Annotated in this window: 36 protein-coding genes; 21 read left to right on the plus strand and 15 right to left on the minus strand. The window is 63.3% G+C overall.

The annotated features are described in order from the left end of the window. Positions 1–29: 29 nt before the first annotated feature. The 15 genes from NKG59_RS11580 to NKG59_RS11645 all read right to left on the minus strand — a co-directional run bounded on the left by NKG59_RS11580 (position 30) and on the right by NKG59_RS11645 (position 8,198). Positions 30–770, minus strand: coding sequence for a hypothetical protein (locus tag NKG59_RS11580; RefSeq protein ID WP_253536855.1), 741 nt, complete (start codon positions 768–770; stop codon positions 30–32). 3 nt (positions 771–773) lie between these two features. Continuing rightward, positions 774–1,583 (minus strand): PRTRC system ThiF family protein, encoded by an 810-nt coding sequence (locus NKG59_RS11585; RefSeq protein ID WP_253536857.1) that lies wholly within the window; start codon positions 1,581–1,583, stop codon positions 774–776. After that, the gene (locus NKG59_RS11590) at positions 1,580–2,365 is read right to left on the minus strand and encodes a PRTRC system protein A (RefSeq protein WP_253536858.1); all 786 of its coding nucleotides are present in this window, start codon (positions 2,363–2,365) and stop codon (positions 1,580–1,582) included. The genes NKG59_RS11585 and NKG59_RS11590 overlap by 4 nt, the downstream gene beginning before the upstream one ends. A 1-nt stretch (position 2,366) precedes the next feature. After that, a complete protein-coding gene (locus NKG59_RS11595) occupies positions 2,367–3,092 on the minus strand; it encodes a PRTRC system protein B (protein ID WP_253536861.1) in 726 nt (241 codons plus the stop codon). Positions 3,093–3,100: 8 nt separating this feature from the next. Then, complete coding sequence (locus tag NKG59_RS11600) at positions 3,101–4,147, minus strand: PRTRC system protein F (protein WP_253536863.1); 1,047 nt, start codon at positions 4,145–4,147, stop codon at positions 3,101–3,103. Next, positions 4,144–4,548, minus strand: coding sequence for a PRTRC system protein C (locus tag NKG59_RS11605; protein ID WP_253536865.1), 405 nt, complete (start codon positions 4,546–4,548; stop codon positions 4,144–4,146). The genes NKG59_RS11600 and NKG59_RS11605 overlap by 4 nt, the downstream gene beginning before the upstream one ends. 12 nt (positions 4,549–4,560) lie before the next feature. After that, the gene (locus NKG59_RS11610; protein ID WP_253536866.1) at positions 4,561–5,136 is read right to left on the minus strand and encodes a PRTRC system protein E; all 576 of its coding nucleotides are present in this window, start codon (positions 5,134–5,136) and stop codon (positions 4,561–4,563) included. 23 nt (positions 5,137–5,159) lie between these two features. Then, the gene (locus NKG59_RS11615; protein WP_253536868.1) at positions 5,160–5,399 is read right to left on the minus strand and encodes a hypothetical protein; all 240 of its coding nucleotides are present in this window, start codon (positions 5,397–5,399) and stop codon (positions 5,160–5,162) included. Beyond that, the gene (locus tag NKG59_RS11620; RefSeq protein WP_253536870.1) at positions 5,396–5,947 is read right to left on the minus strand and encodes a deoxynucleotide monophosphate kinase family protein; all 552 of its coding nucleotides are present in this window, start codon (positions 5,945–5,947) and stop codon (positions 5,396–5,398) included. Before NKG59_RS11620 ends, NKG59_RS11615 begins: the two co-directional genes overlap by 4 nt. An 18-nt stretch (positions 5,948–5,965) precedes the next feature. Continuing rightward, complete coding sequence (locus NKG59_RS11625; RefSeq protein WP_253536871.1) at positions 5,966–6,181, minus strand: hypothetical protein; 216 nt, start codon at positions 6,179–6,181, stop codon at positions 5,966–5,968. Further along, positions 6,178–6,306, minus strand: a complete 129-nt coding sequence (locus NKG59_RS26415) for a hypothetical protein (RefSeq protein WP_301288129.1) — start codon at positions 6,304–6,306, stop codon at positions 6,178–6,180. The genes NKG59_RS11625 and NKG59_RS26415 overlap by 4 nt, the downstream gene beginning before the upstream one ends. Next, positions 6,303–6,683 carry a hypothetical protein gene (locus NKG59_RS11630; RefSeq protein ID WP_253536873.1) on the minus strand — a complete coding sequence of 127 codons (381 nt, stop codon included), beginning with the start codon at positions 6,681–6,683 and terminating at the stop codon, positions 6,303–6,305. Before NKG59_RS11630 ends, NKG59_RS26415 begins: the two co-directional genes overlap by 4 nt. 8 nt (positions 6,684–6,691) lie before the next feature. Next, positions 6,692–6,850 (minus strand): hypothetical protein, encoded by a 159-nt coding sequence (locus tag NKG59_RS11635; protein WP_253536880.1) that lies wholly within the window; start codon positions 6,848–6,850, stop codon positions 6,692–6,694. Between the two features lie 174 nt (positions 6,851–7,024). Continuing rightward, complete coding sequence (locus NKG59_RS11640; RefSeq protein WP_253536882.1) at positions 7,025–7,459, minus strand: hypothetical protein; 435 nt, start codon at positions 7,457–7,459, stop codon at positions 7,025–7,027. Further along, the gene (locus NKG59_RS11645; protein WP_253536883.1) at positions 7,443–8,198 is read right to left on the minus strand and encodes a S24 family peptidase; all 756 of its coding nucleotides are present in this window, start codon (positions 8,196–8,198) and stop codon (positions 7,443–7,445) included. Before NKG59_RS11645 ends, NKG59_RS11640 begins: the two co-directional genes overlap by 17 nt. A 382-nt stretch (positions 8,199–8,580) precedes the next feature. Between NKG59_RS11645 and NKG59_RS11655 the strand changes: the two genes are divergently transcribed. From NKG59_RS11655 to NKG59_RS11755, 21 genes are all read left to right on the plus strand, one after another. Next, entirely contained in the window at positions 8,581–9,153 is a 573-nt protein-coding gene (locus NKG59_RS11655) for a phage regulatory CII family protein (protein ID WP_253536884.1), read from the plus strand. Positions 9,154–9,165: 12 nt separating this feature from the next. Continuing rightward, positions 9,166–9,549, plus strand: a complete 384-nt coding sequence (locus tag NKG59_RS11660; protein ID WP_253536885.1) for a hypothetical protein — start codon at positions 9,166–9,168, stop codon at positions 9,547–9,549. 167 nt (positions 9,550–9,716) lie between these two features. Next, complete coding sequence (locus NKG59_RS11665) at positions 9,717–9,956, plus strand: hypothetical protein (protein ID WP_253536886.1); 240 nt, start codon at positions 9,717–9,719, stop codon at positions 9,954–9,956. An 8-nt stretch (positions 9,957–9,964) separates the two neighbouring features. Further along, the gene (locus tag NKG59_RS11670; protein WP_253536887.1) at positions 9,965–10,159 is read left to right on the plus strand and encodes a ribosome modulation factor; all 195 of its coding nucleotides are present in this window, start codon (positions 9,965–9,967) and stop codon (positions 10,157–10,159) included. Further along, on the plus strand, positions 10,156–11,187 hold the full coding sequence (locus tag NKG59_RS11675; RefSeq protein ID WP_253536888.1) for a hypothetical protein: 1,032 nt from the start codon (positions 10,156–10,158) through the stop codon (positions 11,185–11,187). The genes NKG59_RS11670 and NKG59_RS11675 overlap by 4 nt, the downstream gene beginning before the upstream one ends. Further along, a complete protein-coding gene (locus tag NKG59_RS11680; RefSeq protein WP_253536889.1) occupies positions 11,184–11,498 on the plus strand; it encodes a hypothetical protein in 315 nt (104 codons plus the stop codon). The genes NKG59_RS11675 and NKG59_RS11680 overlap by 4 nt, the downstream gene beginning before the upstream one ends. Then, positions 11,485–11,907 (plus strand): hypothetical protein, encoded by a 423-nt coding sequence (locus NKG59_RS11685; RefSeq protein ID WP_253536890.1) that lies wholly within the window; start codon positions 11,485–11,487, stop codon positions 11,905–11,907. The genes NKG59_RS11680 and NKG59_RS11685 overlap by 14 nt, the downstream gene beginning before the upstream one ends. Positions 11,908–12,016: 109 nt before the next feature. Beyond that, on the plus strand, positions 12,017–12,454 hold the full coding sequence (locus NKG59_RS11690; RefSeq protein ID WP_253536891.1) for an HNH endonuclease: 438 nt from the start codon (positions 12,017–12,019) through the stop codon (positions 12,452–12,454). Between the two features lie 205 nt (positions 12,455–12,659). Continuing rightward, entirely contained in the window at positions 12,660–13,193 is a 534-nt protein-coding gene (locus tag NKG59_RS11695; protein ID WP_253536893.1) for a P27 family phage terminase small subunit, read from the plus strand. A 50-nt stretch (positions 13,194–13,243) separates the two neighbouring features. After that, entirely contained in the window at positions 13,244–14,902 is a 1,659-nt protein-coding gene (locus NKG59_RS11700; protein ID WP_253536895.1) for a terminase large subunit, read from the plus strand. After that, on the plus strand, positions 14,899–16,212 hold the full coding sequence (locus NKG59_RS11705; RefSeq protein ID WP_253536897.1) for a phage portal protein: 1,314 nt from the start codon (positions 14,899–14,901) through the stop codon (positions 16,210–16,212). The genes NKG59_RS11700 and NKG59_RS11705 overlap by 4 nt, the downstream gene beginning before the upstream one ends. Next, positions 16,178–16,936, plus strand: coding sequence for a head maturation protease, ClpP-related (locus NKG59_RS11710; protein ID WP_252692837.1), 759 nt, complete (start codon positions 16,178–16,180; stop codon positions 16,934–16,936). The genes NKG59_RS11705 and NKG59_RS11710 overlap by 35 nt, the downstream gene beginning before the upstream one ends. 66 nt (positions 16,937–17,002) lie before the next feature. Continuing rightward, a complete protein-coding gene (locus tag NKG59_RS11715) occupies positions 17,003–18,259 on the plus strand; it encodes a phage major capsid protein (protein ID WP_253536899.1) in 1,257 nt (418 codons plus the stop codon). Positions 18,260–18,327: 68 nt separating this feature from the next. Beyond that, positions 18,328–18,684: a hypothetical protein gene (locus NKG59_RS11720; protein ID WP_253536901.1), complete on the plus strand. Its 357-nt coding sequence runs from the start codon at positions 18,328–18,330 to the stop codon at positions 18,682–18,684. A 3-nt stretch (positions 18,685–18,687) separates the two neighbouring features. Continuing rightward, complete coding sequence (locus NKG59_RS11725; RefSeq protein WP_253536903.1) at positions 18,688–19,242, plus strand: head-tail connector protein; 555 nt, start codon at positions 18,688–18,690, stop codon at positions 19,240–19,242. Between the two features lie 3 nt (positions 19,243–19,245). Then, positions 19,246–19,572, plus strand: a complete 327-nt coding sequence (locus NKG59_RS11730) for a phage head closure protein (protein WP_253536904.1) — start codon at positions 19,246–19,248, stop codon at positions 19,570–19,572. 2 nt (positions 19,573–19,574) lie between these two features. Beyond that, positions 19,575–20,075 carry an HK97 gp10 family phage protein gene (locus NKG59_RS11735; protein ID WP_253536906.1) on the plus strand — a complete coding sequence of 167 codons (501 nt, stop codon included), beginning with the start codon at positions 19,575–19,577 and terminating at the stop codon, positions 20,073–20,075. Continuing rightward, a complete protein-coding gene (locus NKG59_RS11740; protein WP_253536908.1) occupies positions 20,065–20,418 on the plus strand; it encodes a DUF3168 domain-containing protein in 354 nt (117 codons plus the stop codon). Before NKG59_RS11735 ends, NKG59_RS11740 begins: the two co-directional genes overlap by 11 nt. Before the next feature lie 63 nt (positions 20,419–20,481). Beyond that, positions 20,482–21,135, plus strand: coding sequence for a phage tail protein (locus tag NKG59_RS11745; protein WP_253536910.1), 654 nt, complete (start codon positions 20,482–20,484; stop codon positions 21,133–21,135). A gap of 4 nt (positions 21,136–21,139) precedes the next feature. Beyond that, complete coding sequence (locus NKG59_RS11750) at positions 21,140–21,454, plus strand: phage tail assembly chaperone (protein WP_253536912.1); 315 nt, start codon at positions 21,140–21,142, stop codon at positions 21,452–21,454. 98 nt (positions 21,455–21,552) lie between these two features. Further along, positions 21,553–21,762 (plus strand): DUF1799 domain-containing protein, encoded by a 210-nt coding sequence (locus NKG59_RS11755; protein ID WP_253536915.1) that lies wholly within the window; start codon positions 21,553–21,555, stop codon positions 21,760–21,762.

Consider the following 21,762-nt stretch of genomic DNA (forward strand, 5'->3'; position numbering starts at 1 on the left):
AGTGCAAAGGCGCGGCTAGCAGCCAAAGGCTAGTAGGGCACGAACATCAAATGGGGATAGAAATGTCGTTCGTTGAACGTCATCAAGAATGGATTGCAGCATTGGTCGCAGGACTCCTTAGTGGCGTCGCATTTGCCACCACGTGGAGGTTCGAGCCAGCGAAAGACGCCTGGGACGTCGCGACTGCGATTGGCACCGTGGGTGCCACTGTTGCCGCAGTGGTAATCGCGGCTGCAGGTGGCTGGACAAGGCGTCGAGAGCAACGGGAGGCTGCCCACCTTGCCGCGGCGCGTGTCAGCGTTTTCATAAAGCAATCGATCGATGCTGTAACCGCGGCGCAGGCGTGGCTTGCCTTCTATACTGAAGTGGCACACGTCCATGGAAATGGCTTCGTGACCTTCTCCCGAAATTTGGACGATGCGCGATTGGAGATCGCCCCGAGCGATTTTCACGCCCTTGTGCCGCTGCCGCACAGATGCGCGCACCGCCTCGCGCGTGCGAGCGCTTTGCTCAATGTCTTGCGTAGCGACATCGAGCGCCGGCAACACTTCTTCGGCAAACTGCCATTTCAAGTTGACGAGTACGTAGATCAACGAACTGCGAGTGTCGCATCTTGGAGGGGCACGGTTGCATCTATCCTTGATCTGCTCTTGGTCGCCTACAGGGAATGTGCCGATGCCACGCAACTGGGGGCTCCTCTTCCAGACGCAGTTGAGGTTTATTGCGTGCCGGTCGACATTGAGTGAACGGTATTGGGATGGTGTCGCCATGATTCACTCTCCGGCCTTGGAGCTTGTGGACGTCGCGAGGGGGCGCATCGCGCCGGTTTTGAGGTTCACAAAGGCTCCATGCCAGGTCAGCCGTCCATGCCTAAAAAACTCCCAAAGAATGGCCAGCGCCGGCGTGACGACGGATTGATTGACGAACAACTCTTGCCGCGCGAGCGCCTCGGCGAGGCCGCACGATGGCATGTCGTCCTCCGGCTCCCTGGTGTCGACGAGTTCCGGAAATAGTGCGTAAGGGTAGGGCAGCGCCACGCTGCCCACGGGATTGAAGCGACCGCTGTGCACCTCGTTGGCTTCTACGTCTTCAATCACGGTCCGCGGCGTTTGCCCAAACACTACCTGGCCGTCGCTTGCACGGTTGCCCAGGTCTAGTACGTAGGTATTCAGACGGTTGGATAGGTACGCATCGACCGCCTTGCGGGCGGCTTTGCTGTCCACGCAGACGATAAAGATGGCCGGCCGAGCAGCGGGATACGCGTCTTGCTTTCGTTCGAACTTGCGCGGGTGCGCACGCCAGTCCAGCCCGAAGAAATGGTTGACGCGTTGGGTGTGCACGCACGCCTTGTATTGCCCAACGTCGGCCGGGCTGAACAGCTGCCGGCCGATATTCGCCTCGCTCACTGTGTCGGGGTCAAAGACTTCCACGTCGAGGCCGGGGTGGCCCAACGCCCGAATGGCGTGGTCGAGCCGGGCCAGGCCCGTCAGCATTTGCGACCCGTTCCCCCCGCAGCCGATTAGCACAATGTGCACGCACTCAGAGAGCATGCGTGCCGGCGTGATGTGGACTGCGGCCGTCATGCGCCATCCCCGATAACTGCGGCGACCGGCACATTTAGCGGCAGGAACATCCCGAGCGCGCACAGGCGGAATTGAATGGACGGGGCCTTGCCATCTACCAAGTTCCCCACTACGCAGGAGATCTTGACCTCGCCAGCGTCATCCTCGTTGTCGGTGGGGCTGAAGAACGCGGCTTCATGGCCGTGGCTGTGTAAGTCGAGAACCAGAGATTCGTGCGGCGCAAGAGCGGGGCGCTCGTAGGAAATGGCGCCGGGGGAGGTCTTGGTGATACTCAGATCGCGGTACCGCAGGTCGCCGGTGGCGCTGTCCCAGATCACCCAGGCGGCATGCTCGTTCGGTGCCGCCTCGCTTGCTGCCTTGATGAAGTTGCGCACAAGTTGGAAAGTTGCGCCCAGACGATCGAATACGAGCTTCACGGTGGGCTTTACCGTGCCATACGGCGGACGCACGGTCTGGCCGTTGAGCGGCGCCACCGGCTGGATCAAGTGCAGCCACGGACGCCGCACTTCAACGAACAGCCCTTCCGCCGTAGCCAGGAAGCGGTGGCCAACGTCCTGCAGCTCCTGGAACTCCGCGAATTTCGGCACGGCCACTGTCGGTGCGCTGTCCCACAGCTTGGAGTCGAGCTCGTATTTCTCGTCGGCCTGGTCGGCGGCGATCGGGTTGCGCAGCGCCTTGGCGACCTTGTCAGCGGCGGCTTTCGCGAAATCGTCCAGAGCGCCAGCGATGAGCTTTAGGCCTTCCTGAGAGGAGGCGTGGAATTGTTGGATGATGGCTTGCATGTCAGGCTCCGGAGGAAATGCGCGTAATGGCCTGCTCCAGCGTTTCCTTTTGTGGCAGCAGGGCGGTTTGAGGGAATTCGGTAATTTCGGGGTGATCGAGCAGGTGCGCCCATAGCGCGCGGCCTCCGCCCTTGTAGCGCGTGATGCGCGCGTGGTTCGGGTGGGTGAAGCGGCTGCGGAAGAAGGCTGCCTCGTACGTGCGCATTGCATCCGGCGTCGGTTTGTCCGGCAGCGACACGTTGCCAGTGCAGATTTCGCCGGTTTTCCAAACGTTGAAGTAGGGCGCGACGCGCAGCGCCGTGCGCGGCTCGGGGCGCTCGCTTTTGTCTAGGGCGAACACGTACCAGTGCAGCTCGCGCACGATGAATACGAGCGCCGGGTGCGCGGTCACGCCATGACGCTGGCCGATCGGTGCGTCGGACTGGAACCATGTGGTTCGGCTGCCGGCGGGGCACCACCAGGCCAGGGTGTTGGGCGCGACGTACAGCAGGCGCGAATCGACAAAGCCGCGATACGCAGTCTGTGCCTGCGCCGCTTCGACAAACCGGCTGAGTTCGGCCAGCTCGAGCGCGCGCCCGGGCAGTAGATGCGGGCCGGTGGGCAGCAGCTCGACGTCGTGGACGGTCGCGTACACCGTGCTATCGGGCGAGGCGCCGTCGTAAAGCATCACGGCGTGGCGCAGCTTGAGCTCGCCGGTGTTGCCGGTCGCAATGGTGACTTGGCTCATGGGTGCCCTCACTGCACGCGGATCTGCTGGCGCAGCGGATTCTGCGTGGCCAGCAGGTCGAGGAGGTTTTCGACGCGGCGCGCGAGCCCGCCGTTGGCCCGCATCTTCTGCAGCCAGTCGGCGGAGTCGGTGCTGTCGAGCGGGAAGATCTTGACCGTCGCGGCGTCCGTGTATTCGGCTTGGGACACCTGTTGAATGAAATCGTCGGCCAGCCGGATCGTCAGGTCATTCGGGTGCCATTGCAGGACGACAGTCCAGCAAATGGAGTCACTGTCGGCGTCAAGCGTTCCGCAGTCGGCGTAGCCGCCCGCGGCATTAGTTGCGCAGGCGTGCTGCCAAATCGCGTCGACGGCCGCAATGACCTGCTCGGCCAGGCGGTCCTTGCGCGCGGCGAGGCGCACTTGCCGATCGGTCAGTACACGCTCGGGGTGCACCGCCCATTCCGGCACATGCTCGAAGAAGTCGAGCCGCGTGGGGCCTTCGTAGGCTTCCTCGGCCTGCTCTCGCGTCTCGAATTCCCCTTCCGCGAAGAGCCATTCGATGGCCTCTTCTTCGTCATTGCAGCCATGCCAGTGGACCCAGCTTGCCTGATAGAACGACTCTCGCGGCGTGAGCACGTTGGGCAGGAAGCGCAGCGCGTCATACAGCACGGCCAGCACGGTTTGCCCTAGGCCTTTGCGCACGGCCTCGAGGCGCTCGAATGCGGTCCCGATGAAGAGTTGCGGCGCGGCGAGCGGGTGATCTTCCTCGGCGCCGATGAACAGCCAGAGGTGTTCTGGCGGCTCGGGCCGCGTGCTCCAGCTGCTGAAGGTCGACCGCACGTGCAGGTTCCAAACGAGCAGCCGTGCGCCGGCCGTAACGTCGTTCCAGTGGCGCTGCAACGTGCGCTTGAGCAAGGCGGCCGGGCTCGCTGGCTTCGGCTGTGCGTCCTGCAGCGTCAGGGCGCCGCCGTCCAGCAGGGCGAGCAGCGCGGGCGTGTGCCACGCTTCATCGCGGTTCTTGTAGGCGAAGCGGGTCGGCACGCCGTCCAGGCGTGGGAGGGCGAGGGCGCTCATGCCAGCACCTGCAGCGACGCGGAGGTCGCCACCAGCGCCGCATTGCGCGTGCGGCCGTGTGAGCTGCGGTAACGCTGCGTGGTCTCGCGGAGAATCTTTGCTACAGGCTGATTCAGGTGGCTGCTTGCGATGAGGTTGTCGCGCGGCGCGTTGCAGAGCGTGCCGTTCGTAATCTTCTCGCGCAGGGCAGCCAGATCGTTGCCCTTGGTGCCGACGGCGCGGCGGAACGAATACACCTGCTGTTCCCCTTCGATGGCCGGGCCGTCGATTTCGGCGTTCAGAATTTCGGGATACGTGTTGGCGTAGAAGTCGCGTACTTGCTCGAGCGTGAAATTCGGCGACGGGTCGGCCAGGCGCACGCCGTTGTAGCGGAATTCGCGGGTCAGTTGGGTGGTCTGCATTTGGCGCTCCTGTCAGATCGGGAGGTCGAGGCCGGTGTGGCGCGGGTCGGTGCTGGCCGGTTCGGCCGCTGGCGCGTCGCCGGTACCCGAGCTATCGGCGCCATCAGAATCGACGAGCGACATTTGGCGCGGGTCGACGGCAGGCATCTCTGGGTCAGTGCCGTCCTTCGTCCCGGTGGCTGGCGCCTCGGTGCCTCCCGTGCCCCCATTCTTGGCGGCTTCGGCGGCTGCCTTCTCTGCGTTGGTTGGCCTGCCGGGACCGCGCTTCGGCGGCGTGTCTGCGGTTTGAGTTTTCTTGGTTGCCGCCTTCGGCGCCTCGAGTGCAGGCGTTCCCTTCTTTCCGTTGGCATTCGCAGCGGCGCGGGCCTGGTCGAGCAACGGTAGCGCGCTCGGCTCGAAAATCTGCACGGCCTCGGCAAAGCCCTCGTCGATTTCCTGTGGGGTGCCCACGAGCACCAACGGGTGCACACCCGGACCGTTCTTGCTGGTGCTGGTGGCGTTGACGGTCACGCGGAGGTTGTCACCTTCAGCCGCGACGGAAATGAGCAGCGACGCGGCGCGCGCCAACTGGTGGAGTTCGGCAAACATGGGTTCTCCTGAAAGGTTCAAAGTCAGGCTGCGGCGCGCAGGCCTTGCCGCGCATTCGCTGCGTTGATCGCGGCCATGCGCAGCGGTGCACGTTGTTGGAGGGCGGATTGCAGGCGCTGGTAAAGCGCCAATTCCGCGAGGCTGCCCGCCGGGGCACGAGAGTTGGCGTAGTCGTCCTCTGCAACTGCGGCGGCGCGCCAGATGGCGAGTTCGGCCTCAAGCGCCGTAACGCGCTGCTCCAGGAATGCGGTGCTGGCGCTCATCCCTGCACCTGCGCGAAATGTTGGTCTTCGACAAGACGGTCGAGCTCGTCGAACAAGTCTTCGGGGCGGCGGTCGTTTCGAATTTCCCAATCGCCAACGCAAACCGCAATCCCCAGCTCGCTGCTGTGCTCGACAACGCGGCGGGCAGCGTTGCGGCGAAGATGAACAATTACGCCACGGTGCTTGCGGATCATTGAGGCTTCGTTTTCCTCGCGCACGTCAGAGATCACAAGGGCGCGCCCGAGCGTGACGTGTTCGGCCAGCACCTTGTCTTCGGCCAGGCGTACCCAAATCTCGGAATGGACAAGGCGCCGGCCCCACTCGGTACCCAACGACTGCATGAGTTGACGTGGTGACTTTTCGATGCCCGGCAGAATCTCCTCTTTCCGGCCGTGTTCGAAATCCTTCGGCTCCAGCGGCAGCGCTGCCAGCAACATCGCGCGGATTGGGTCGGCAAACGCAATCTGCCGGAACCCATGGGCGGCGCGCAGATAGCCTGCGGCCGTGTCTTTGCCAACGCCGGCGTTGCCGGCAAGTCCGATCAGCATGTCGGTGCTCCAGGTAAGTCAGTCGAGGTCGTTGGCCTGCAGCTTTTTCAGGTCAACGGCGGGAAAAAAGCGGGGGCGTGGGGCTTTGCGATGTGCCCTGCGGTGCGCGCGCAGGGACCGTGCGAGCTGTCGCCGAATGGCCGGTATGTCGACCTGATCCTCGGCGCGGCCGGAGCCGCGCACGCGGTGGAATTCGGCGATGAGGTCAGCACGGGAAAAGCGCGCGCGGCTCATGGCAGGCTGGCAATGTCCGGGGCGATTGCGCCGCCCAGGCCGAAGAGCAGCAGGATCAGGGCGAGCGCCAGCGCGGGGCGCTCGGAGAGCGGGCCATGCGCGAGGCTGTGGACGATGCGCGTCATGCGGCCACCTCGGTGTGCATGGTCTGTGCACCGTCGGGGGCGGGCACTGGTGCGAACACGATTACGGGCGCGGTCACGCTGGGCAGTGCGAGCGTGATCTGCAGCTTGTTGTTGTGCTCGACGATTTTTTCCTTGATGGCGCCCTGCGAGAGCAGGAGTTCAAGGAGCGCATGTTCCGTCCGCACATCCGTCCAGATGACTATGCGTGTGTCGTGCCTGGTCAGATCGAGGGCGCCCCAACGGTGAATGCCGTGGCGCGGCGCGGTGGCGAGAATTTCGCCAATGGCGTCAAGGTCCGCGGCGAAACGCACAACGCCTGCGCGATGGGCGTGAGCCCGGCCATCAATTTCCTGCAACAGACGATCGGAATAGCGCATGGCGGGCCTCACACTTGCCGTTGGGTGGAGGCCTGCGTGCGCGGCTCGTCTTCCGCGACGCGATCCAGATAGAGCGCGATCGAGTGGACGACGATGACTGCGGCAACGGCGGCGATGTAGATCAGGACGCCTTTGGCGGTTGCGTTGAGGCGCGGGCGAGTTCGCATGTTTTGCTCCGGCTGTGTGGCGATGGAGCAATTACACCAAACGGTGTTGTGTGTGTCAACACCAAATGGTGAATATGAGCGTGAGGCTGTGCCGGTGGATTACGTTCGACGGAAAACGAAAAGCCCGCCGAAGCGGGCTTAGGGGTTGTGACTCAACCGCAGCCAGTCGCAGCTCTAGCTGTCCACCCAGTGGAAGAGAGCGGAGTCACCTTGGACGTGCTTCAAGACCTTGCCGGAGGGTTGCAGAAGCAATACGTAGGGTTGCTCACCTGTGTAGCCGCCGTAACTGTTCTTTGCATTGATGCCCACCACGATTGCGTATCCCGCCCAGCCGATGCCGCCACCATGGATAAGACCGTTGTTCATATAAGCCCTACGAGGGCTGCCGAATCTGTATCTGGCTGATTCCGGATCTTTAAGGACGGTCGCGAAATACTCCTTGATGTAGTCCTCGTAATACGCTGCTTTCGGAGGCGATCCATACCAGTAGGTCGGTCCTGGCGCCTCGAACGAAGAAGCGCACGCTGCGAGCACAGGTGCGGCAGCCAACATCAATAGGAAGTGCCGGCGATTAGACGGCATGCCATCCCCCTCAAAGTCGGTTGTCATTCCAGATCGCCCTGCCGGCGATCATCGTGCGGTCATCCGGTGGCAGGAGCTTGTCGGGGTGTGCGGTCTTGTCCGGGTTGTCGCTGCGCATGATCCACGCCTGGCCGCCAATGGCAGGGTGGTAATCGCGGATTAAGCGCTTGAGGACTAAGCCACCCTCGGGCGTGCAGATGGCGTACACCTTGCCGTCTTTCGGTTCCTTGTCCGCCGTGTTGATCAGCACCACGCAGCCGTCTTGAATAAGCGGCGCCATGCTATTGCCGGACGCATAAATGATTCGGGCCGTTTTCTCGGTAACTCCGAAGTCCTTGAGGCTTGATCGCTTAAAGGCTAGGCCGCCCTTCACGACGACGTGGTCGACAAAGCGACCCATCCCACAGGCAGCCGCAATATCAAGTTGGGGCACGAGGGCGAAGTCGGCGTCCGACGGTGTCGGCTCTTCCTCGAGTGCCGGTGGTGATATCGCGGCATCTTCCGCATCAAGCCATAGCGGAGCGCGGGTTGCGTCCCAGGCTTTCTCTATTGCGCGAGCAACCTTTTCGCCGAAGGACTTTCGACCGGCGAGCATGTCATTGATTTGACTGGCCGGTTTTCCCATTCGCTTTGAGACCTGGGCAAGCCCGTACTCGCTAACGAGTCGCTCCAGATTCTTGCGTCGCGTTGTGGCTACTTCACTCATCCGGTCATTACAGCATGCGTAAACCAATTGGTGAATTCCCCATAAGGTGTTGCCAAACATTCACCGTCCGGTGTATGTTTCGGTGAATGGACAAGCTTAAGAACTTTCTGAGGTCGATCCCCGCAGAGGAGCGACAAGCCTTCGCTGCCCGTTGTGGGACTACGTGGGCCTTCCTTCGAAACGTGATGTATGGCCAGCGCACGCCGAACGAAAAGCTATGCGTGGCCATTGAAAGAGAGAGTCGCCGGAAAGTTACTCGGCTCGACCTCCGCCCGGATGACTGGCACCTGATCTGGCCGGAGTTAAGCGGTCCCACGTCGCTACGGAGCATTTCCGAAGACATGCGGGGTGCTGCCTCCGCGTAGTAGCCACTTCCATTCGTTTCTCCGTCTGTAACCAATCTGCGGGCATCTGCCTGCGGAGGGCAACGTTTTGTCTTGATGTGCTGGATCGTAAGCGTGCGCACCTCAAAACAAAACGGTCGAATTTCTGGAGGTTTACCGTGACCCTTTTGTATTCCGATGTAAGCGAGCACGAGGCGCTGTATAACGCGGCGCGGAAGTATCCCCGAGGGATCGAAGGACTGGCCGATGCATTGTCGGCGCGTCTGAACAAGCGCATTTCCCCGAACGTTCTCCGGAACAAGCTGCGCCCAGGTATCGATACACACCACGTCACGCTCGAGGATTTCTCGATGGTGCTGGAGCTTTGCGAGGAGGCACGTGTCGACGCAGCAATGCAGCCGCTCGATGCGCTTTGCTGGCGGCACGGTCGGGTGGCGGTCGAGATTCCCGATGCTGATCCGCAAGACCCGAACCCGGCGCGCACCGTCTGCCAAGTCATGGCGAAGATCGGCAACGTTGCAGAGACGGTCGCGCGCGCTGCAGAGGATGGCGTCATCACCGAGGCCGAGCTCGAAGTGATCGAGGGCGATTTCTTCCGGGCACAGGCAGCGCTGGCAAGCTGGCATGCGGCAATTCGCGCGCAAGCCGAGACGCAGTCGAGCAAGCGCTAAGGGGAGGGGTAGATGGCAACGACCAAGTCGACCCTCGCCGCTCAAGCGCGCAAAGAGCGTCACGTACGCAAGAAGATCGAGTCGCACCTCGAAGACAATCCCGGCGAGCGATTCAGCGAAACGCAGATCGGCCGCTTGTTCGGCCTCACTGGTGGCGCCGTCAAGCGCGTCATGGCTTGGTTGATGGCGCACAACCCGCGCATCGTTACGTGCGGCGGCTGTATCCGCCACTACCAGGCACTACACATCAGCGGGCCACGTCGACGCGGCGACGGTGATCTGCGCGGGTACACCGACAAGCTATTCAGTGCGGCTGAGCTGAGCATGTCGCTGCGCGGTGCGCGCTGGCGTCTCGATCGACCTGCCGGCTGGCGACCGGGGCAAGCCACTGCATGACGCAACGGCAGTCTGGCGCAAACACACAGGGGCTGCGGTTCGGCCCCGAATTCAACTGCTGCAAACCGGCCCGTGTGGCTGCGGGCCTTCCATGCGACAGGCCCACGCAGCAGTGCTGCGCGTGGCACCACATCCGCCTAGTAGTGCGCCACCGCGGCGAATCTCCCTTGATTCAGTTCGCCGAGCATCTGCTGACCAAATGTCAGTGGTCGCTCGGCGAGGTGTTCTTTTCGTTCAATGCGGCTGGCGAGTCTTCATCGCTGGCCGTGGTGTGCGCCAAGCAATGGCGCGCGATTCCGACTGCGGCCGATCGCGCCGCGTATCGCAACCAGATCAGCGCCGCAACGTCGCCTGAGTTTCTCGCGACGTTCGACGTACTTTGTGAGGCCGTAAGCGGCCATCGATGAGGTTCCACATGGATTATCCGATCGCACCAATCCACGCGGTGCAGGACGAGGGCAGGGCTGCGTTTGTCGCTGGCCGCCCACGCGATGCTTGCCCATATACCGACGGGACTGAGCACGCGCTGGCGTGGGGAGCGGGCTTCGCTGATGGCTTCCGAACGCACGCGTCGCGGCGGCAACCGAACGTCGATGTGGTGTTCGCATGAGCGCCGCATTCGTAATCACCAGCGAGGAGTGGCAGGCGCTCTCTGGTGTCGACCATCTCGCGTGCCGCCTGTATCTGTCGCTGCGCCGCTGCATGGATTTCCGAACTGGCGTGGTGGGAGGTCCGCACAAGGCAGTGTCGTGGCAAGCCCTGCGCGAAGACTGCGAAGTCCCTGGTCGGCCAGGCGTTCGCCATTTCCGCCCCACTGAGCAGATGCTGCGCCGCCGCGTTGACCAGCTGGAAAAGTGCGGGCTTCTACGTCGTGTCAGCGAGGGCTTGATCCTGAAATTTCGGATGCTGTTGGCTCGGACGGATTCGTGTGTCCAGAAAAAAGCCGGAGGGGGCGCGAGAGGGGAGAAAAAGCCGAAGCAGCCCAATACTGGCGCGGATGCGCGGCGGTTGTCCACATCGCGAAGTTTGCGAAAAGCCGACACACATCCGAACCCCGGTAAAACCTCTAATCCTTCCTCACCTTCCTTTTCCAAGTCCACGGAGGAGGAAGAGCTGGAAATCGCCCCAAGCCCTCCGGTCGATGCCGTGATGCGCGAGGACAACGCGCGGCAACGGCACCAGCCCTCAGAGCAACGCGAGCGTGACGCTGATGCGGCAGGGGATGGCCCTGCGGGCCAGCTTGCAGAGGGAGAACATGGCGCGGAGCCAGCGTGGTCGCCCGTGCTGGCGTGGCCGCGGCGCATTCCGTTGCATGAGCGTGCTGCAGTGGCGCACCAGCTTTCTGTGCTTCCGCATGGCGTGCGCCAGCGGGTGCTCGACGAGTGGGATGGTGCGATGGATACCGGACGGATCGTGCGCCCGTGGTTGTTCTTCGAGAGCGTTGTTGGCTGGGCGAGCGGCCCGGGCTGGCTGCCTGAGCACGCCGACCGAGTGGCCGAGCGCCGCAAGCAGGCGAGTGCGGTGGCATCGCTGGTGGAGCGGCAACGCGAAGGGCCGGTAGCAGCGAGCGCGGCTCCGGTCGGTTCGCTCGCGGTCGAGCGCCTGCGGAAGCTGGTCAAACCGCGAGGCACGCGATGACGCCAGAGCAAGCATTCGCCGAGGCAGTTGAGCAGATGCCGCGTCGCGCGTCCGGCACCGACGCCTGGAGTTCGCGCGCGGTGTTCTGGGCCGCCGTGCGCGCGGGCGCAGCGACGCTTGCTAAGCCGTGGGCCGACGTTCACGACCGATGGGCGCAGCTCTGGGCTGTCGCGTCGGAGGAGCACTTGCCGCCCATCCCTGGTGCCGCGCACATCGGTGCACCGCCTTCGCTGGCAGCAGCTGAGCGCGGGCTCAGCGAGATCAAATCCATGGTTGGCCTTAACAGGGGGAAAGGGCATGTACACCGCTAATCCGGCACCGCCGCGTGCATCCGCGTTGCAGGGCTACCCTTACGACGCGCTCGACGATCTGCTCTACGACTGGTTTGTGTGGGAGTGCACGTACCGCACAACACGCGGCTTCTCGTCAGTCGACAAGACGTGCGCCGCATCCGGTAGCTCAAGGCAATGGGAGAGCACCGACGCCATCCTCGAAGACAGCGTTTGTGCATGGCAGATGAAGCAGCTCGACGCCTGCGTTGACGAGCTGTCCGGCGATCACCAGCTCGCCATCCGCGTGCAGATGCGCAATCGTCGTGGTCCGGAGGTGTGGCGCAACCCGCGTGCACCGGTCCGCCAGCAGGAGGTGTACGCGCAGGCGAAGGCCGCGCTGCGTCCGATCCTTCGTCGGCGCGGTGTCGAAGTTGAGGTCGAGTGTTGACATCCTCAAATCGCAAGCCTATATTCCGCCCCGTGGGACGACGCACGTCCCTACCAAACGCAAAGCCCGACCCTCAACCGGTCGGGCTTTTTTCATTTCTGCGCCCACCATGCCAGCACGCCCATCCTCAATTTGCCGGCAAGCCGGCTGCGGTGTGACGATTGCGCAGCCGGGCTACTGCGACAAGCATCGGCGCCCAGCAGGTGGTTGGCGTGCCGACAGTGAACGAGGCTCCCGGCACGCCCGAGGTTACGGTGCCGAGTGGGACCGCATCCGGGTGCGCATCCTCGCGCGGGCCGGTGGGCTGTGCGAGTGCGACGAGTGCAAGTCGCTGGGTCGCGTGCGCCTCGCTACCGAAGTCGACCACCGAGTGCCGAAGGCGCAGGGCGGTACCGACGACGAAGAGAATCTGCGTGCGATCAACGTCGACTGCCACAAGGCGAAGACGCTGCGCGAGCGGCGCAAGCCGAAGCCCAAGAACACGTCCAGTGCGCCGACTGCCCGATGGGTCGCCGGTGCCTTCCTGCTGCCGCGATCGCGGCGCTGAGCGCGGCGGCGCACGGGGGGTGCGCCGCCGCCGAGGGGTGGGGGGTGTCGAAAGTCTGGGGGCCGAGCCGCCCGGGACCGTCCGTCCAGGCCGGGTGTGTGGACGGCCGATTTTGGAATAGGGGGGGGTCTCACTGGCAGGCTGTGAGAGCGCCGATCTGACAGCCTGCTACGTTTTTCGGCCGATTCGCCGAAAGGAACGCTCTATGAACCCGCTAGATACGCTGCTGGGCGACAACTCGCCCGACGAGCAGTTTCCAGCTGCCTCTGCCGGTGGTAAGGCAGTTCGTTCGCCGCCACCGCCGCCGGGCACAAAGCTCTCGCCGACAGAGCGCAAGGTGTGGGACTACATCTGCCAAGCGTTGCGCGAAGAAGGTCTGCCGCACTTGACCGCCGGCATTGCAATTGCCGTCGTGTGTAAAACATTCATCCGTTGGGTGCGCGCCGAAGCCGAGCTGCAAAACTTCGAAGCCGGCAACAACAACTCGTTCATGGTGGTCACGCCGAACGGCCATAGCCAGCCGCACCAGTTGTACTTCGTGACGCGCACGCTGAAAGGGGAGCTCTTGAAATGGTTGCCGGAGAGCTGCCTGACACTGCCGTCGTCGGTGATGGCGAGGGCGAAGCTGGGCGACGAGGGGATGCAGGACGACCTATTCGGCGATCTTCTGGAGCACGCGCGCGCCGAGCGGACCGCCGTGATCGCGCGCGCCGCACGCGGAAGCAAGTTGACCGCCTGACGCCGCCGGCGGAGTTGCTGCAGGAATGGGATAGGGCATATGGCCTACCCGTGTTGCGCGGCGAAATTGTTGTTGGCGAGTATGTCTACCTCGCCGTCGAGCGACATTACCGCGACCTGATTGACGGCGCGAAGCGCGGGCTGCAATTTGACACGGCCGCGGCCTGGCACGTAATCCAGTTCATCGAACGATTCTTCGTTCACATCAAGGGGCCGTTGGCGCGCGAGCCGATCCTGCTGGACCCCTGGCAGAAGTTCTGGACGGCGGTGCTTTACGGTTGGAAGACCGCCGCAGGCCTGCGCCGATTTACGCGCGGCTACGAAGAGGTCGCACGTAAGAACGGAAAATCAACCTGGAAAGGGCCGCAGGGCGCTTACCTGTTCATGATGGACGGGGAAATTGGCGCCGAGGTGTACGCGGTGGCCACCACGCGCGACCAGGCCATGTCGGTATTTAAGCCGGCATTCGATAATTTCCGACGCTGGGCCAAGCGCTCGGCAGGCGTGAAACGGTCGTTCAAGATTCATGAAGGGCGCAACCTCGAGCAGATCACGTTCGACAGTGCGGTGTTTAAGCCGCTGCCGGCTAACGCCGAGTCGCTCGACGGTCTGAACCCGTACGCGATCCTGTTCGACGAGCTGCACGCACAGAAGACGCCGGATGTCTGGGACGTTATGGAAACCGCGCTCGGTGCGCGCGACCAGCCGTTGTTGTCTGCGATCACCACAGCCGGCTTCATTCTCGACGGAATCTGCGTTGATCAGCGGCGATACCTGATCGAGGTGCTGCGCGGGGAGCGAACCGACGACTCGTATTTCGGCTACGTCTACACGATTGACGTCGACGACGATCCATTCGACGAGCGCGTTTGGATCAAAGCGAATCCGGGCCTCGGCAGCTCGAAGCGCATCGAGTACATGCGCGACATGGCGCGTAAGGCAGCGTTTCTGCCGAGCGCCTTGGTCAACTTCCTTACCAAAGACCTCAACGTCTGGGTCAACTCGGCCGACGGCTGGATCAGCCCGCAGGCATGGGACAAGGGCGCCAAGCCGTTTGATATTTCGACGCTGGCCGGGCGGAAGTGCTACGGCGGTCTCGATCTTTCTGCGACACAGGATTTAACCGCGTTCTCGCTGGTGTTTCCGCCGGCGGACGACGATCGAGATGGCGAGTGGCATGTGCTCGTCTGGACTTGGTGTCCGCAGGAGCGCGTTGACCAGCAATCCGATCAGAAAGACGAGCGTGCGCGCTATTCGCGCTGGGTCAGAGACGGATGGCTCGAGGCCACCGAAGGCGTAATCGTCGACTACCGCCCGGTGAAGGCTCGCATTCTCGAAGCGCGGCGGATGTTCGAGGTGGTCGAGATCGGCTACGACGAATGGAACGCTGCGCACCTGGTGAATGAGCTGCTCGAAGAGGGGCTGGTCATGGTGAAGGTGCCGCAGAACACGCAAGGCATGTATCCCGGCGCGCGCCGCTTCGAAGAGCTGATCTACAACAAGCAATTCCGCCACGGAGGTAACCCCGTGCTGCGGTGGGCGACGCTCAACGTGGCGTTGCTGTTCGATACGAATGGCAATTTCCGGCCGGACAAGAAACGATCGAAGGGGCGCGGCCGCATCGACCCGGCAGTGGCCACGGTTATCGCCCTGAGCCGTGCAGTTGCCATCGAACCTCAGCAACCCGAATCCGGAATCATCGTGCTATGACACAGAGTTGGTACAACGAGGCGCGAGTGCGCCGGCCTGGGTCTTTCGTGCTCAATGCCTGGCGTGAGCAACGCCAGGCGGAGCGCGCGCAGGCGCAGGTAAAGCCGGTGCCGGTGTCGGATATCCGCAGCGGCACCGAAGCCTATGGCTGGCTCACAGGTGGCGTGGGCGGTGCAGGGCGCCCGGTTTCCGAGCGGACGGCCATGAGCATCGGTGCGGTGTATGCATGCGTCTCCCTCATCGGCGGCGCACTGGCGTCGCTCACGCTGGAGACCTACAAGCTGGTCGACGGCATTGGCGAAGCCCATCGGCCGGATCTCTGGTGGCTGCTGAATGAGGAAATGCACCCGCGCTGGGCTGCGCCGGTCGGGTGGGAATTCGGTGCGCAATCGCTCCTGCTGCACGGCGACATGTTCATGCGCATTGGCCGTCCGAGCCGATATTCACCGAACGTCGTTTCGCTCAAGCCGTATCACGCGCTGCAGGTTGACCCCCAGCCGAGCACTGACAGGGAGCGGCTCCTCTATTACCTCTGGGATGAGGATGGCAACGTCGAGGTGGTCGACCAGGACGACATGATCCACGTGCCGGGTCCGGGATTCGACGGTCGCCGCGGCATGTCGCAGATCCGGCATGTTCTGCGCCGTTCCGTCTCGCTGGCAAACGTCGGCGGCGAGCAGGCTGAATCCATGCTCGACAACATGCGGCCGGATTTGGTCCTCACGCAGGACAAGGAGTCGAAAAAGCTCGAGGGCGGCGACATCGACAAGCTGCGCGAGCAGTGGTTGCAGCGCTACAGCGGGCCGGCTGGCAAGAACGGCGCGCCCGTCGTGCTGACCGGTGGCATGGACATCAAGCAGATCAGCATTACTCCCGAGGATGCGCAGCTGCTGGAGATGCTCCAGCTTTCGGTGGAAGACACCGCGCGGATTTTCGGTGTGCCGCCGTACATGATCGGCTACACCGACAAAACCACCGGGTGGGGTAGCGGCGTCGAGCAAATGGGCATCGGCTTCGTCAAGTACACCATGCAGCGCCATCTGGTGAAGATCGAGCAGGAATTGAACCGCAAGATCTACCGCGGCAACCGCGGCGTATTCGTCGAGTTCGACACCGAGACACTCGAGCGCGGCGACCTGAAATCACGCCTCGAAGCTGCGCGTATCGCATACGGCCGAGCCGGAGAGCCCGGCTGGATGACGCGGACTGAAGTCCGTCGGCGCTTCAATCTGCCGGCTCCGAAGGCGGGCGACATTTTCAACGAAGGAAAGGGCGATGCGCCAAAACAAAATCCTCCAGCTGCTGAGTGACAACCGCGCGGCCGCGCGCGTATTCAACGTCGTCGCCAGCGGCGATAACGAGGTGACGGTGTACCTGTACGACTACATCGTTTCCGATGACTGGTGGGGCGGTGTATCGGCCACAACGTTTGTCAAAGAGCTGGCCGGAATTACCGCCGACGTCATCCACCTGCGCGTCAATTCTCCCGGCGGCGACGTCTTCGCCGCGCGCGCCATGGAGACGGCGCTTCGTGGGCACTCCGCCAAGGTGATCGCACACGTGGATGGCCTGGCCGCCAGCGCGGCGAGCTTCCTGATCATGGCCGCCGACGAGATCGAAATATCGGATGGCGCATTCCTGATGATCCACAAGGCCTGGACGGCGCTGTGGGGCAACGCCGACGACCTGCGTTCCGAGGCCGATTTGCTCGACAAGATCGATGCAACGCTCGTCAGGACCTACGAACAGCGCAGCGGCCAGTCCGCGGACGATATTTCTGCCTGGATGACCGCGGAAACGTGGTTCGGCGCAGACGAGGCAGTCGAAAAGGGATTCGCCGACCGCAAGGCCGATGCATCGGCGCAGCCGTCAGCGAAGGCCTCCGCCTGGAATTTGCAGGCCTACTCGAATGCGCCGAAGCCCGCCAGCAATGAGCCTGCTGCGCCTGTGAACGCGCCCGCGCAAACGACGCGCGCGCAGGCGCCTGATTTCTCGGCCATGCGCCGCCGGCTCGACCTGGCACAACGAACCTGACGCGCTCCCGCGTCGGCCTGGGCCGCCCATCGGGCGGCCTTTTTCTTTTCTACCTCCGGAGATTTCATGTCCAAAAGCATCCAAGCGTTGCGGGAGCGCCGTGACGCCATCGCGAAGAACATCAACAGCCTGATGGAGAACAATCAAGGCGATAAGTGGGGCGCCGAGCAGCAAAAGGCCTATGACGATGGCATGCGCGATCTCGACAACGTCAACGCCGAGATCAAGCGCCACGAAGACTACCTGGCCCGTCTGGGCGAAGAAGCGGCAAATGGCCGCCCGGACGGTCTGATCGACGCAGCCGTGCGCACGCCGGGTGCTCACAGCGAGGAATCGCGCGCGCTGCGTGCATACCTGACCGGTGGCTATGCAGCCATGGAGCAGGAGGATGTGCAGCGTGTGCGTGCCCGTCGCAGCCCCGACATTCAGGCGGCCATGTCGACGACGAACCCGGCCGAGGGCGGCTACACCGTGGCGCAGGAGTATTACCGCCAGCTGACCGAGGCCATGCGCGCCTTTGGCGGCCTGCGCAACCTGGCCACCGTGATTCAGACGTCGACCGGTGCCGACATGAATTTCCCGACGGCCGACGCGACTGCCGAGGAAGGCGAAATCGTTGGTCAGAATGCCCAGGTGAACAAGCAAGACACCACGTTCGGCAACACCGTCCTGAAGGTGTTTAAGTACAGCTCGAAGTCGATCGCCGTTCCGTTCGAGCTGATCCAGGACAGCATGTTCGACATCGAGCTCTATATCCGCAGCCTGCTCGCGATGCGACTGGGCCGGATCACCAGCAAGCACTACGTCATCGGCGACGGCGTAACCCAGCCGATGGGCATCGTGACCGCCTCGCCCGTCGGTAAGGTCGGCGCAGCCGGCCAGGTCACCAGCGTCCTCTACGACGATCTTGTCGACCTGGAACACAGTGTCGATCCGATCTACCGCGCGAACCCGAAGGCTGGCTGGCTCATGCACGACCAGACCATCAAGGCGGTGCGCAAGATCAAGGACACGACCGGTCGCCCGATTTTCGTGCCCGGGTACGAGCAGGGCAACCCGGGCGGCGCGCCGGATCGCCTGCTCAACCGTCCGCTGACAGTGGATCAGGCCATGCCGACAATGGCCGCGAACGCCAAGTCGATCGCCTTCGGCGACTACTCGAAGTACATGATCCGCGAAGTGATGGATCTGACCATGTTCCGCATGGCCGACTCCAAGTACATCGAGTACGGCCAGATCGGCTTCGTGGCGTTCAACCGTCAGGGCGGCAACCTGGTCGACGGTGGTGGCGCGGTGAAGACATTCCAAAACCCGGCCGCGTAACAACGCGGTCATCCGAAAGCGTGGTGCGGTCCTGGTGACCGCGCCAACCGAGAACGAGGTATTCGAACATGGCAAAAAATCAAGCTGCCGCGACCGCGGCACTCTCGGCCCAATCGGGTGGGGTGGGTGCGGCGGGAGCGCCGCAGGACCAAACGGGCAGGCAGGACGATGCGAAACTCCAAACCGGTCAGCCGGGCTCGGGCGACGCAGACAAAGACCAGGTGCAGCGCGAAGGTGCTGCCAGCACGAAGCCGAGCGCACCGCAGCAGAAGACGCAGAAACGGGTTCGGGCCCGCGTGTTGGTGGAGGGTCGTTTTGGTCAGCCGAACGATGTTGTCGAAGTCGATGACGACACGCTTGCTACCGCCGCTGGTGAGCTTTGCGCGCACCCGGCCTCCGTTGCATACGCACTGTCGCTGAAGTAAGCCATGCGCATCGTGATCCAGCCGCCGGCCGAGGAAGCAATCAGCCTCGCCACGGCGAAGACGCACCTGCGTATCGAGGACGGCGAGCTGGATTCCGGCGGCGAAGCACTGTTGCTTGCCGCGATCGAGGCCGTGCGCCAGATGGCCGAGCACGAACTGATCCGGCCGCTGCTGCCGCAGACATGCATGGTGCGTGCAGATAGCCTAACCGCTCAACTGCGCTTATGGAATGACGTTACCAGCGTGACGAAGGTTGAATATCGCGACGGCAATGGCGAGGAGCAGCAATTCCCGCTCGATCGCTGCAGCATCCGTGATGCCGGCACCTTGGTGCTTCGTGGAGACCTGCCGAAAGACGCTACGGGCGTGCGTGTCACTTTCGCGTGCGGGGCATGGGCAGAGCCGGCAGCCGTTCCGCGTTCCGTCGTGCAGTGGATGCTCTTGCAGCTCGGCACGCTCTCTCAGGTTAGGCAAAGCGTGACCTACGGCCAGACCTTCGCGGTGCCGGGCCCATTTGTTGGCCGCTTGCTAGACCCGTTTCGCCTAGTGGAGATCTGACGTATGGATTTCGGACGCAACAGTCGGCGGATCGAGTTGCAGCGACGTGTGAAGGGGCGGACGCCATCGGGGCAGCCAACCGATACCTGGGAGACGGTCGCTCGGCCATGGGCTCGACCCTTAGGGCAATCCGGTCGCGAGGTCATTGCGGCAGGACGTGAGACCGCCACCAGGCAGCTCAGCTTGCGCATCCGGTACCGCACAGACGTGACAGCGACTTGGCGGGTGATCTACCGCGGAAAGCCTGCCGATATTCAGGCGGTGTTGCCCGATGAAATCAATCGTGAGCACGTCGACCTGGTCGTCGCGCTCGGCGCCAGTGAGGGGTAATCATGTTCGAGTTGAGCGGCGATGTGCTCGCGGGTCTCGAGCAGCTTGCTGACGATGTGGAGGAGCACGTTGTTCGGTCGGTTGCACACGCCGGCGCGCTGGTTTTTTATGACGAAGCGCGCAAGCTGGCGCCTATTTACCGCGGCACCGAAAAGAAGGGTGTGCGGCCTGGCCAGCTGCGTGAGGCGATTTACCGCGCGTACGCGGACAAGCAGTCGACTGCCGGCGAGGCGGTCTACCGCATTTCGTGGAATGCGAAGAAGGCGCCGCACGGTCATTTGATCGAAAACGGCCACTGGCTCGTGCGCAAGGTGGATGGGCGCAAGAAGCGCATTCGATGGGTACCGCCGCACTCGTTCATACGGCGCGCTTATGATCAGGCCCCGGCCGCTCTCGAAGCCATGCGTCAGCGGGCCGTCGAAAAGATGGCGCAGGCGTTGCGGCGGTCCGTGGTGGACGATTTTGGTAATGAGGTTGCCGCCGAGGTTCCCTATGACGGTTGAGGTAGAACTCCAGCGTGCGCTTGCACCGATGGTCGAAGACCGTCTCTTCCCCGACGAGGCACCGGCCGATACCGCGCTGCCATACGCGACCTACTCGCAGATAGGCGGAAAGGCGCTCACCTTCCTGGCGGGGCTGCCCGACAAACGCAACGGGCGGTTTCAGTTCAACGTGTGGGCGAAAACGCGTGATGAGGCGAACGCGCTGATGCGCGCCATCGCTGACGCGCTCGAGCTGGACGATGTGCTGCAGGCCACGCCGCTCGGTGAGCTCGCGGCAACGCTGGAGCCCGAAACCAAGCTGCGCGGCGCCACACAGGATTTTTCGATCTGGTTTCCGCGGTAGCGCCTGCCGCGCCCGCATTTTTCTGCCCGCCTTGTGCGGGCTTTTTCATTTCTGGAGATCACCATGGCAGTTCGCCTTCCCAACGGCACGACGTTCGCCATCGCTTCGGCCTATGGCGTTGCGAAGCCGTTCTCGGCCATTACCAACGCCAAGCCGCCGCACGTCACCAGCGTGGGGCACGGCCTGGCCGACGGCGCAATCGTCGAGATCTTGTCTGGCTGGTCCAGCCTCGACGGGCGTGTCGCCCGCATCGATACCTCGGCCGCTGACGATTTCACGCTCGAAGGCTTCGATACGACCAACGTGTCGAAATACCCGGCGGGTACAGGCATCGGCTCGGTGCGAGCGGTGCAGGCGTGGCAGCAAATCAGCCAGGTCCTGAGTTCGGCCGCTTCGGGCGGCGAGCAGCAGTTTTACAACTACTCGTTCCTGGAGGACACGGGCGACGAGAAGCAAATCCCGACCATCCGCAGCGCTCGCTCGTTCGCGCTGACGATCGCGGACGATCCGAGCCTGCCGCACTACGCGGTGCTGGAAGCGGCTGATGAGGACCGCGAGCCGCGTTCCATCCTGATGACGTTGCCGGGCGGCTCGAAGCTCTACGCCCGCGCCTATGTGTCGTTCTCCAAGGTGCCCACCACCACCAAGAACGAAGCCATGACCATCGCGGTGACGCTGTCGCTCACCGGCGAAGTCACCCGCTACGCAGGAGCCTAACTCGATGTTCCAGATCAACCCGAACCCGACGTTCACGACAACGGTCGATATTCCGGCCGCCGGCGGCCGCACGGAAAAGCTGACGCTCACCTTCAAGCACAAGACCCGCGACGACGCGCTCGAGTATCTCCGGCGTCCAACCGGCGAGGGCGAAGACGACGCCTCCATCCTGCTCGAAATCATCGCGGGCTGGGAAGACGTCGATGCGGAGTTCTCGCGCGAGGCGCTCAACCAGGTCGTGCAGAACTACCCGGGTGCACCGCGCGCCATCTTCGATGCGTACGCGGCCGAACTGATGGGGCAGCGCCGGGGAAACTGATCGAGGCGGCGCGCCGGCTGTACTGGCGGTCGCACGATGCAGATCAGCTTGCCGCCTTCGGCTTAACAGCGGACGACCTAGAGCCTGAGCCCGTTGCGGTGTGGCCGGATAACGCCACGACGGTCGAGGTTTTTGCGCACCTCGGTACCCAGTGGCGGATCGGTGCCCGCGGCCCTATCGGGCTCGATTACACGGCGATTCCGGTCGTGCTTCAGCTACTGCAAGTCGCTGCCGAACAGCACGCCGAGGTTTTCGCAGGCATTCGCATCATGGAACACGCCGCGCTGGAAGAAATGAACGGGGAATGA

The sequence above is a fragment of the Ralstonia chuxiongensis genome, assembly GCF_024158925.1.
In the GTDB taxonomy this organism is placed as follows: domain Bacteria; phylum Pseudomonadota; class Gammaproteobacteria; order Burkholderiales; family Burkholderiaceae; genus Ralstonia; species Ralstonia chuxiongensis.

Bases quoted from the DNA above. Each gene is read 5' to 3' on its own strand.
- NKG59_RS11745 (WP_253536910.1), top strand. From the start codon at position 20,482: ATGGCAGTTCGCCTTCCCAACGGCACGACGTTCGCCATCGCTTCGGCC.
- NKG59_RS11720 (WP_253536901.1), top strand. From the start codon at position 18,328: ATGGCAAAAAATCAAGCTGCCGCGACCGCGGCACTCTCGGCCCAATCG.
- NKG59_RS11595 (WP_253536861.1), bottom strand. From the start codon at position 3,092: ATGAGCCAAGTCACCATTGCGACCGGCAACACCGGCGAGCTCAAGCTG.
- NKG59_RS11685 (WP_253536890.1), top strand. From the start codon at position 11,485: ATGTACACCGCTAATCCGGCACCGCCGCGTGCATCCGCGTTGCAGGGC.
- NKG59_RS11735 (WP_253536906.1), top strand. From the start codon at position 19,575: ATGTTCGAGTTGAGCGGCGATGTGCTCGCGGGTCTCGAGCAGCTTGCT.
- NKG59_RS11710 (WP_252692837.1), top strand. From the start codon at position 16,178: ATGCGCCAAAACAAAATCCTCCAGCTGCTGAGTGACAACCGCGCGGCC.
- NKG59_RS11585 (WP_253536857.1), bottom strand. From the start codon at position 1,583: ATGACGGCCGCAGTCCACATCACGCCGGCACGCATGCTCTCTGAGTGC.
- NKG59_RS11590 (WP_253536858.1), bottom strand. From the start codon at position 2,365: ATGCAAGCCATCATCCAACAATTCCACGCCTCCTCTCAGGAAGGCCTA.
- NKG59_RS11740 (WP_253536908.1), top strand. From the start codon at position 20,065: ATGACGGTTGAGGTAGAACTCCAGCGTGCGCTTGCACCGATGGTCGAA.
- NKG59_RS11670 (WP_253536887.1), top strand. From the start codon at position 9,965: ATGGATTATCCGATCGCACCAATCCACGCGGTGCAGGACGAGGGCAGG.
- NKG59_RS11680 (WP_253536889.1), top strand. From the start codon at position 11,184: ATGACGCCAGAGCAAGCATTCGCCGAGGCAGTTGAGCAGATGCCGCGT.
- NKG59_RS11750 (WP_253536912.1), top strand. From the start codon at position 21,140: ATGTTCCAGATCAACCCGAACCCGACGTTCACGACAACGGTCGATATT.
- NKG59_RS11605 (WP_253536865.1), bottom strand. From the start codon at position 4,548: ATGCAGACCACCCAACTGACCCGCGAATTCCGCTACAACGGCGTGCGC.
- NKG59_RS11690 (WP_253536891.1), top strand. From the start codon at position 12,017: ATGCCAGCACGCCCATCCTCAATTTGCCGGCAAGCCGGCTGCGGTGTG.
- NKG59_RS11600 (WP_253536863.1), bottom strand. From the start codon at position 4,147: ATGAGCGCCCTCGCCCTCCCACGCCTGGACGGCGTGCCGACCCGCTTC.
- NKG59_RS11725 (WP_253536903.1), top strand. From the start codon at position 18,688: ATGCGCATCGTGATCCAGCCGCCGGCCGAGGAAGCAATCAGCCTCGCC.
- NKG59_RS11610 (WP_253536866.1), bottom strand. From the start codon at position 5,136: ATGTTTGCCGAACTCCACCAGTTGGCGCGCGCCGCGTCGCTGCTCATT.
- NKG59_RS11630 (WP_253536873.1), bottom strand. From the start codon at position 6,683: ATGCGCTATTCCGATCGTCTGTTGCAGGAAATTGATGGCCGGGCTCAC.
- NKG59_RS26415 (WP_301288129.1), bottom strand. From the start codon at position 6,306: ATGACGCGCATCGTCCACAGCCTCGCGCATGGCCCGCTCTCCGAGCGC.
- NKG59_RS11715 (WP_253536899.1), top strand. From the start codon at position 17,003: ATGTCCAAAAGCATCCAAGCGTTGCGGGAGCGCCGTGACGCCATCGCG.
- NKG59_RS11625 (WP_253536871.1), bottom strand. From the start codon at position 6,181: ATGAGCCGCGCGCGCTTTTCCCGTGCTGACCTCATCGCCGAATTCCAC.
- NKG59_RS11620 (WP_253536870.1), bottom strand. From the start codon at position 5,947: ATGCTGATCGGACTTGCCGGCAACGCCGGCGTTGGCAAAGACACGGCC.
- NKG59_RS11580 (WP_253536855.1), bottom strand. From the start codon at position 770: ATGGCGACACCATCCCAATACCGTTCACTCAATGTCGACCGGCACGCA.
- NKG59_RS11660 (WP_253536885.1), top strand. From the start codon at position 9,166: ATGGCAACGACCAAGTCGACCCTCGCCGCTCAAGCGCGCAAAGAGCGT.
- NKG59_RS11645 (WP_253536883.1), bottom strand. From the start codon at position 8,198: ATGTTTGGCAACACCTTATGGGGAATTCACCAATTGGTTTACGCATGC.
- NKG59_RS11640 (WP_253536882.1), bottom strand. From the start codon at position 7,459: ATGACAACCGACTTTGAGGGGGATGGCATGCCGTCTAATCGCCGGCAC.
- NKG59_RS11615 (WP_253536868.1), bottom strand. From the start codon at position 5,399: ATGAGCGCCAGCACCGCATTCCTGGAGCAGCGCGTTACGGCGCTTGAG.
- NKG59_RS11695 (WP_253536893.1), top strand. From the start codon at position 12,660: ATGAACCCGCTAGATACGCTGCTGGGCGACAACTCGCCCGACGAGCAG.
- NKG59_RS11675 (WP_253536888.1), top strand. From the start codon at position 10,156: ATGAGCGCCGCATTCGTAATCACCAGCGAGGAGTGGCAGGCGCTCTCT.
- NKG59_RS11705 (WP_253536897.1), top strand. From the start codon at position 14,899: ATGACACAGAGTTGGTACAACGAGGCGCGAGTGCGCCGGCCTGGGTCT.
- NKG59_RS11730 (WP_253536904.1), top strand. From the start codon at position 19,246: ATGGATTTCGGACGCAACAGTCGGCGGATCGAGTTGCAGCGACGTGTG.
- NKG59_RS11635 (WP_253536880.1), bottom strand. From the start codon at position 6,850: ATGCGAACTCGCCCGCGCCTCAACGCAACCGCCAAAGGCGTCCTGATC.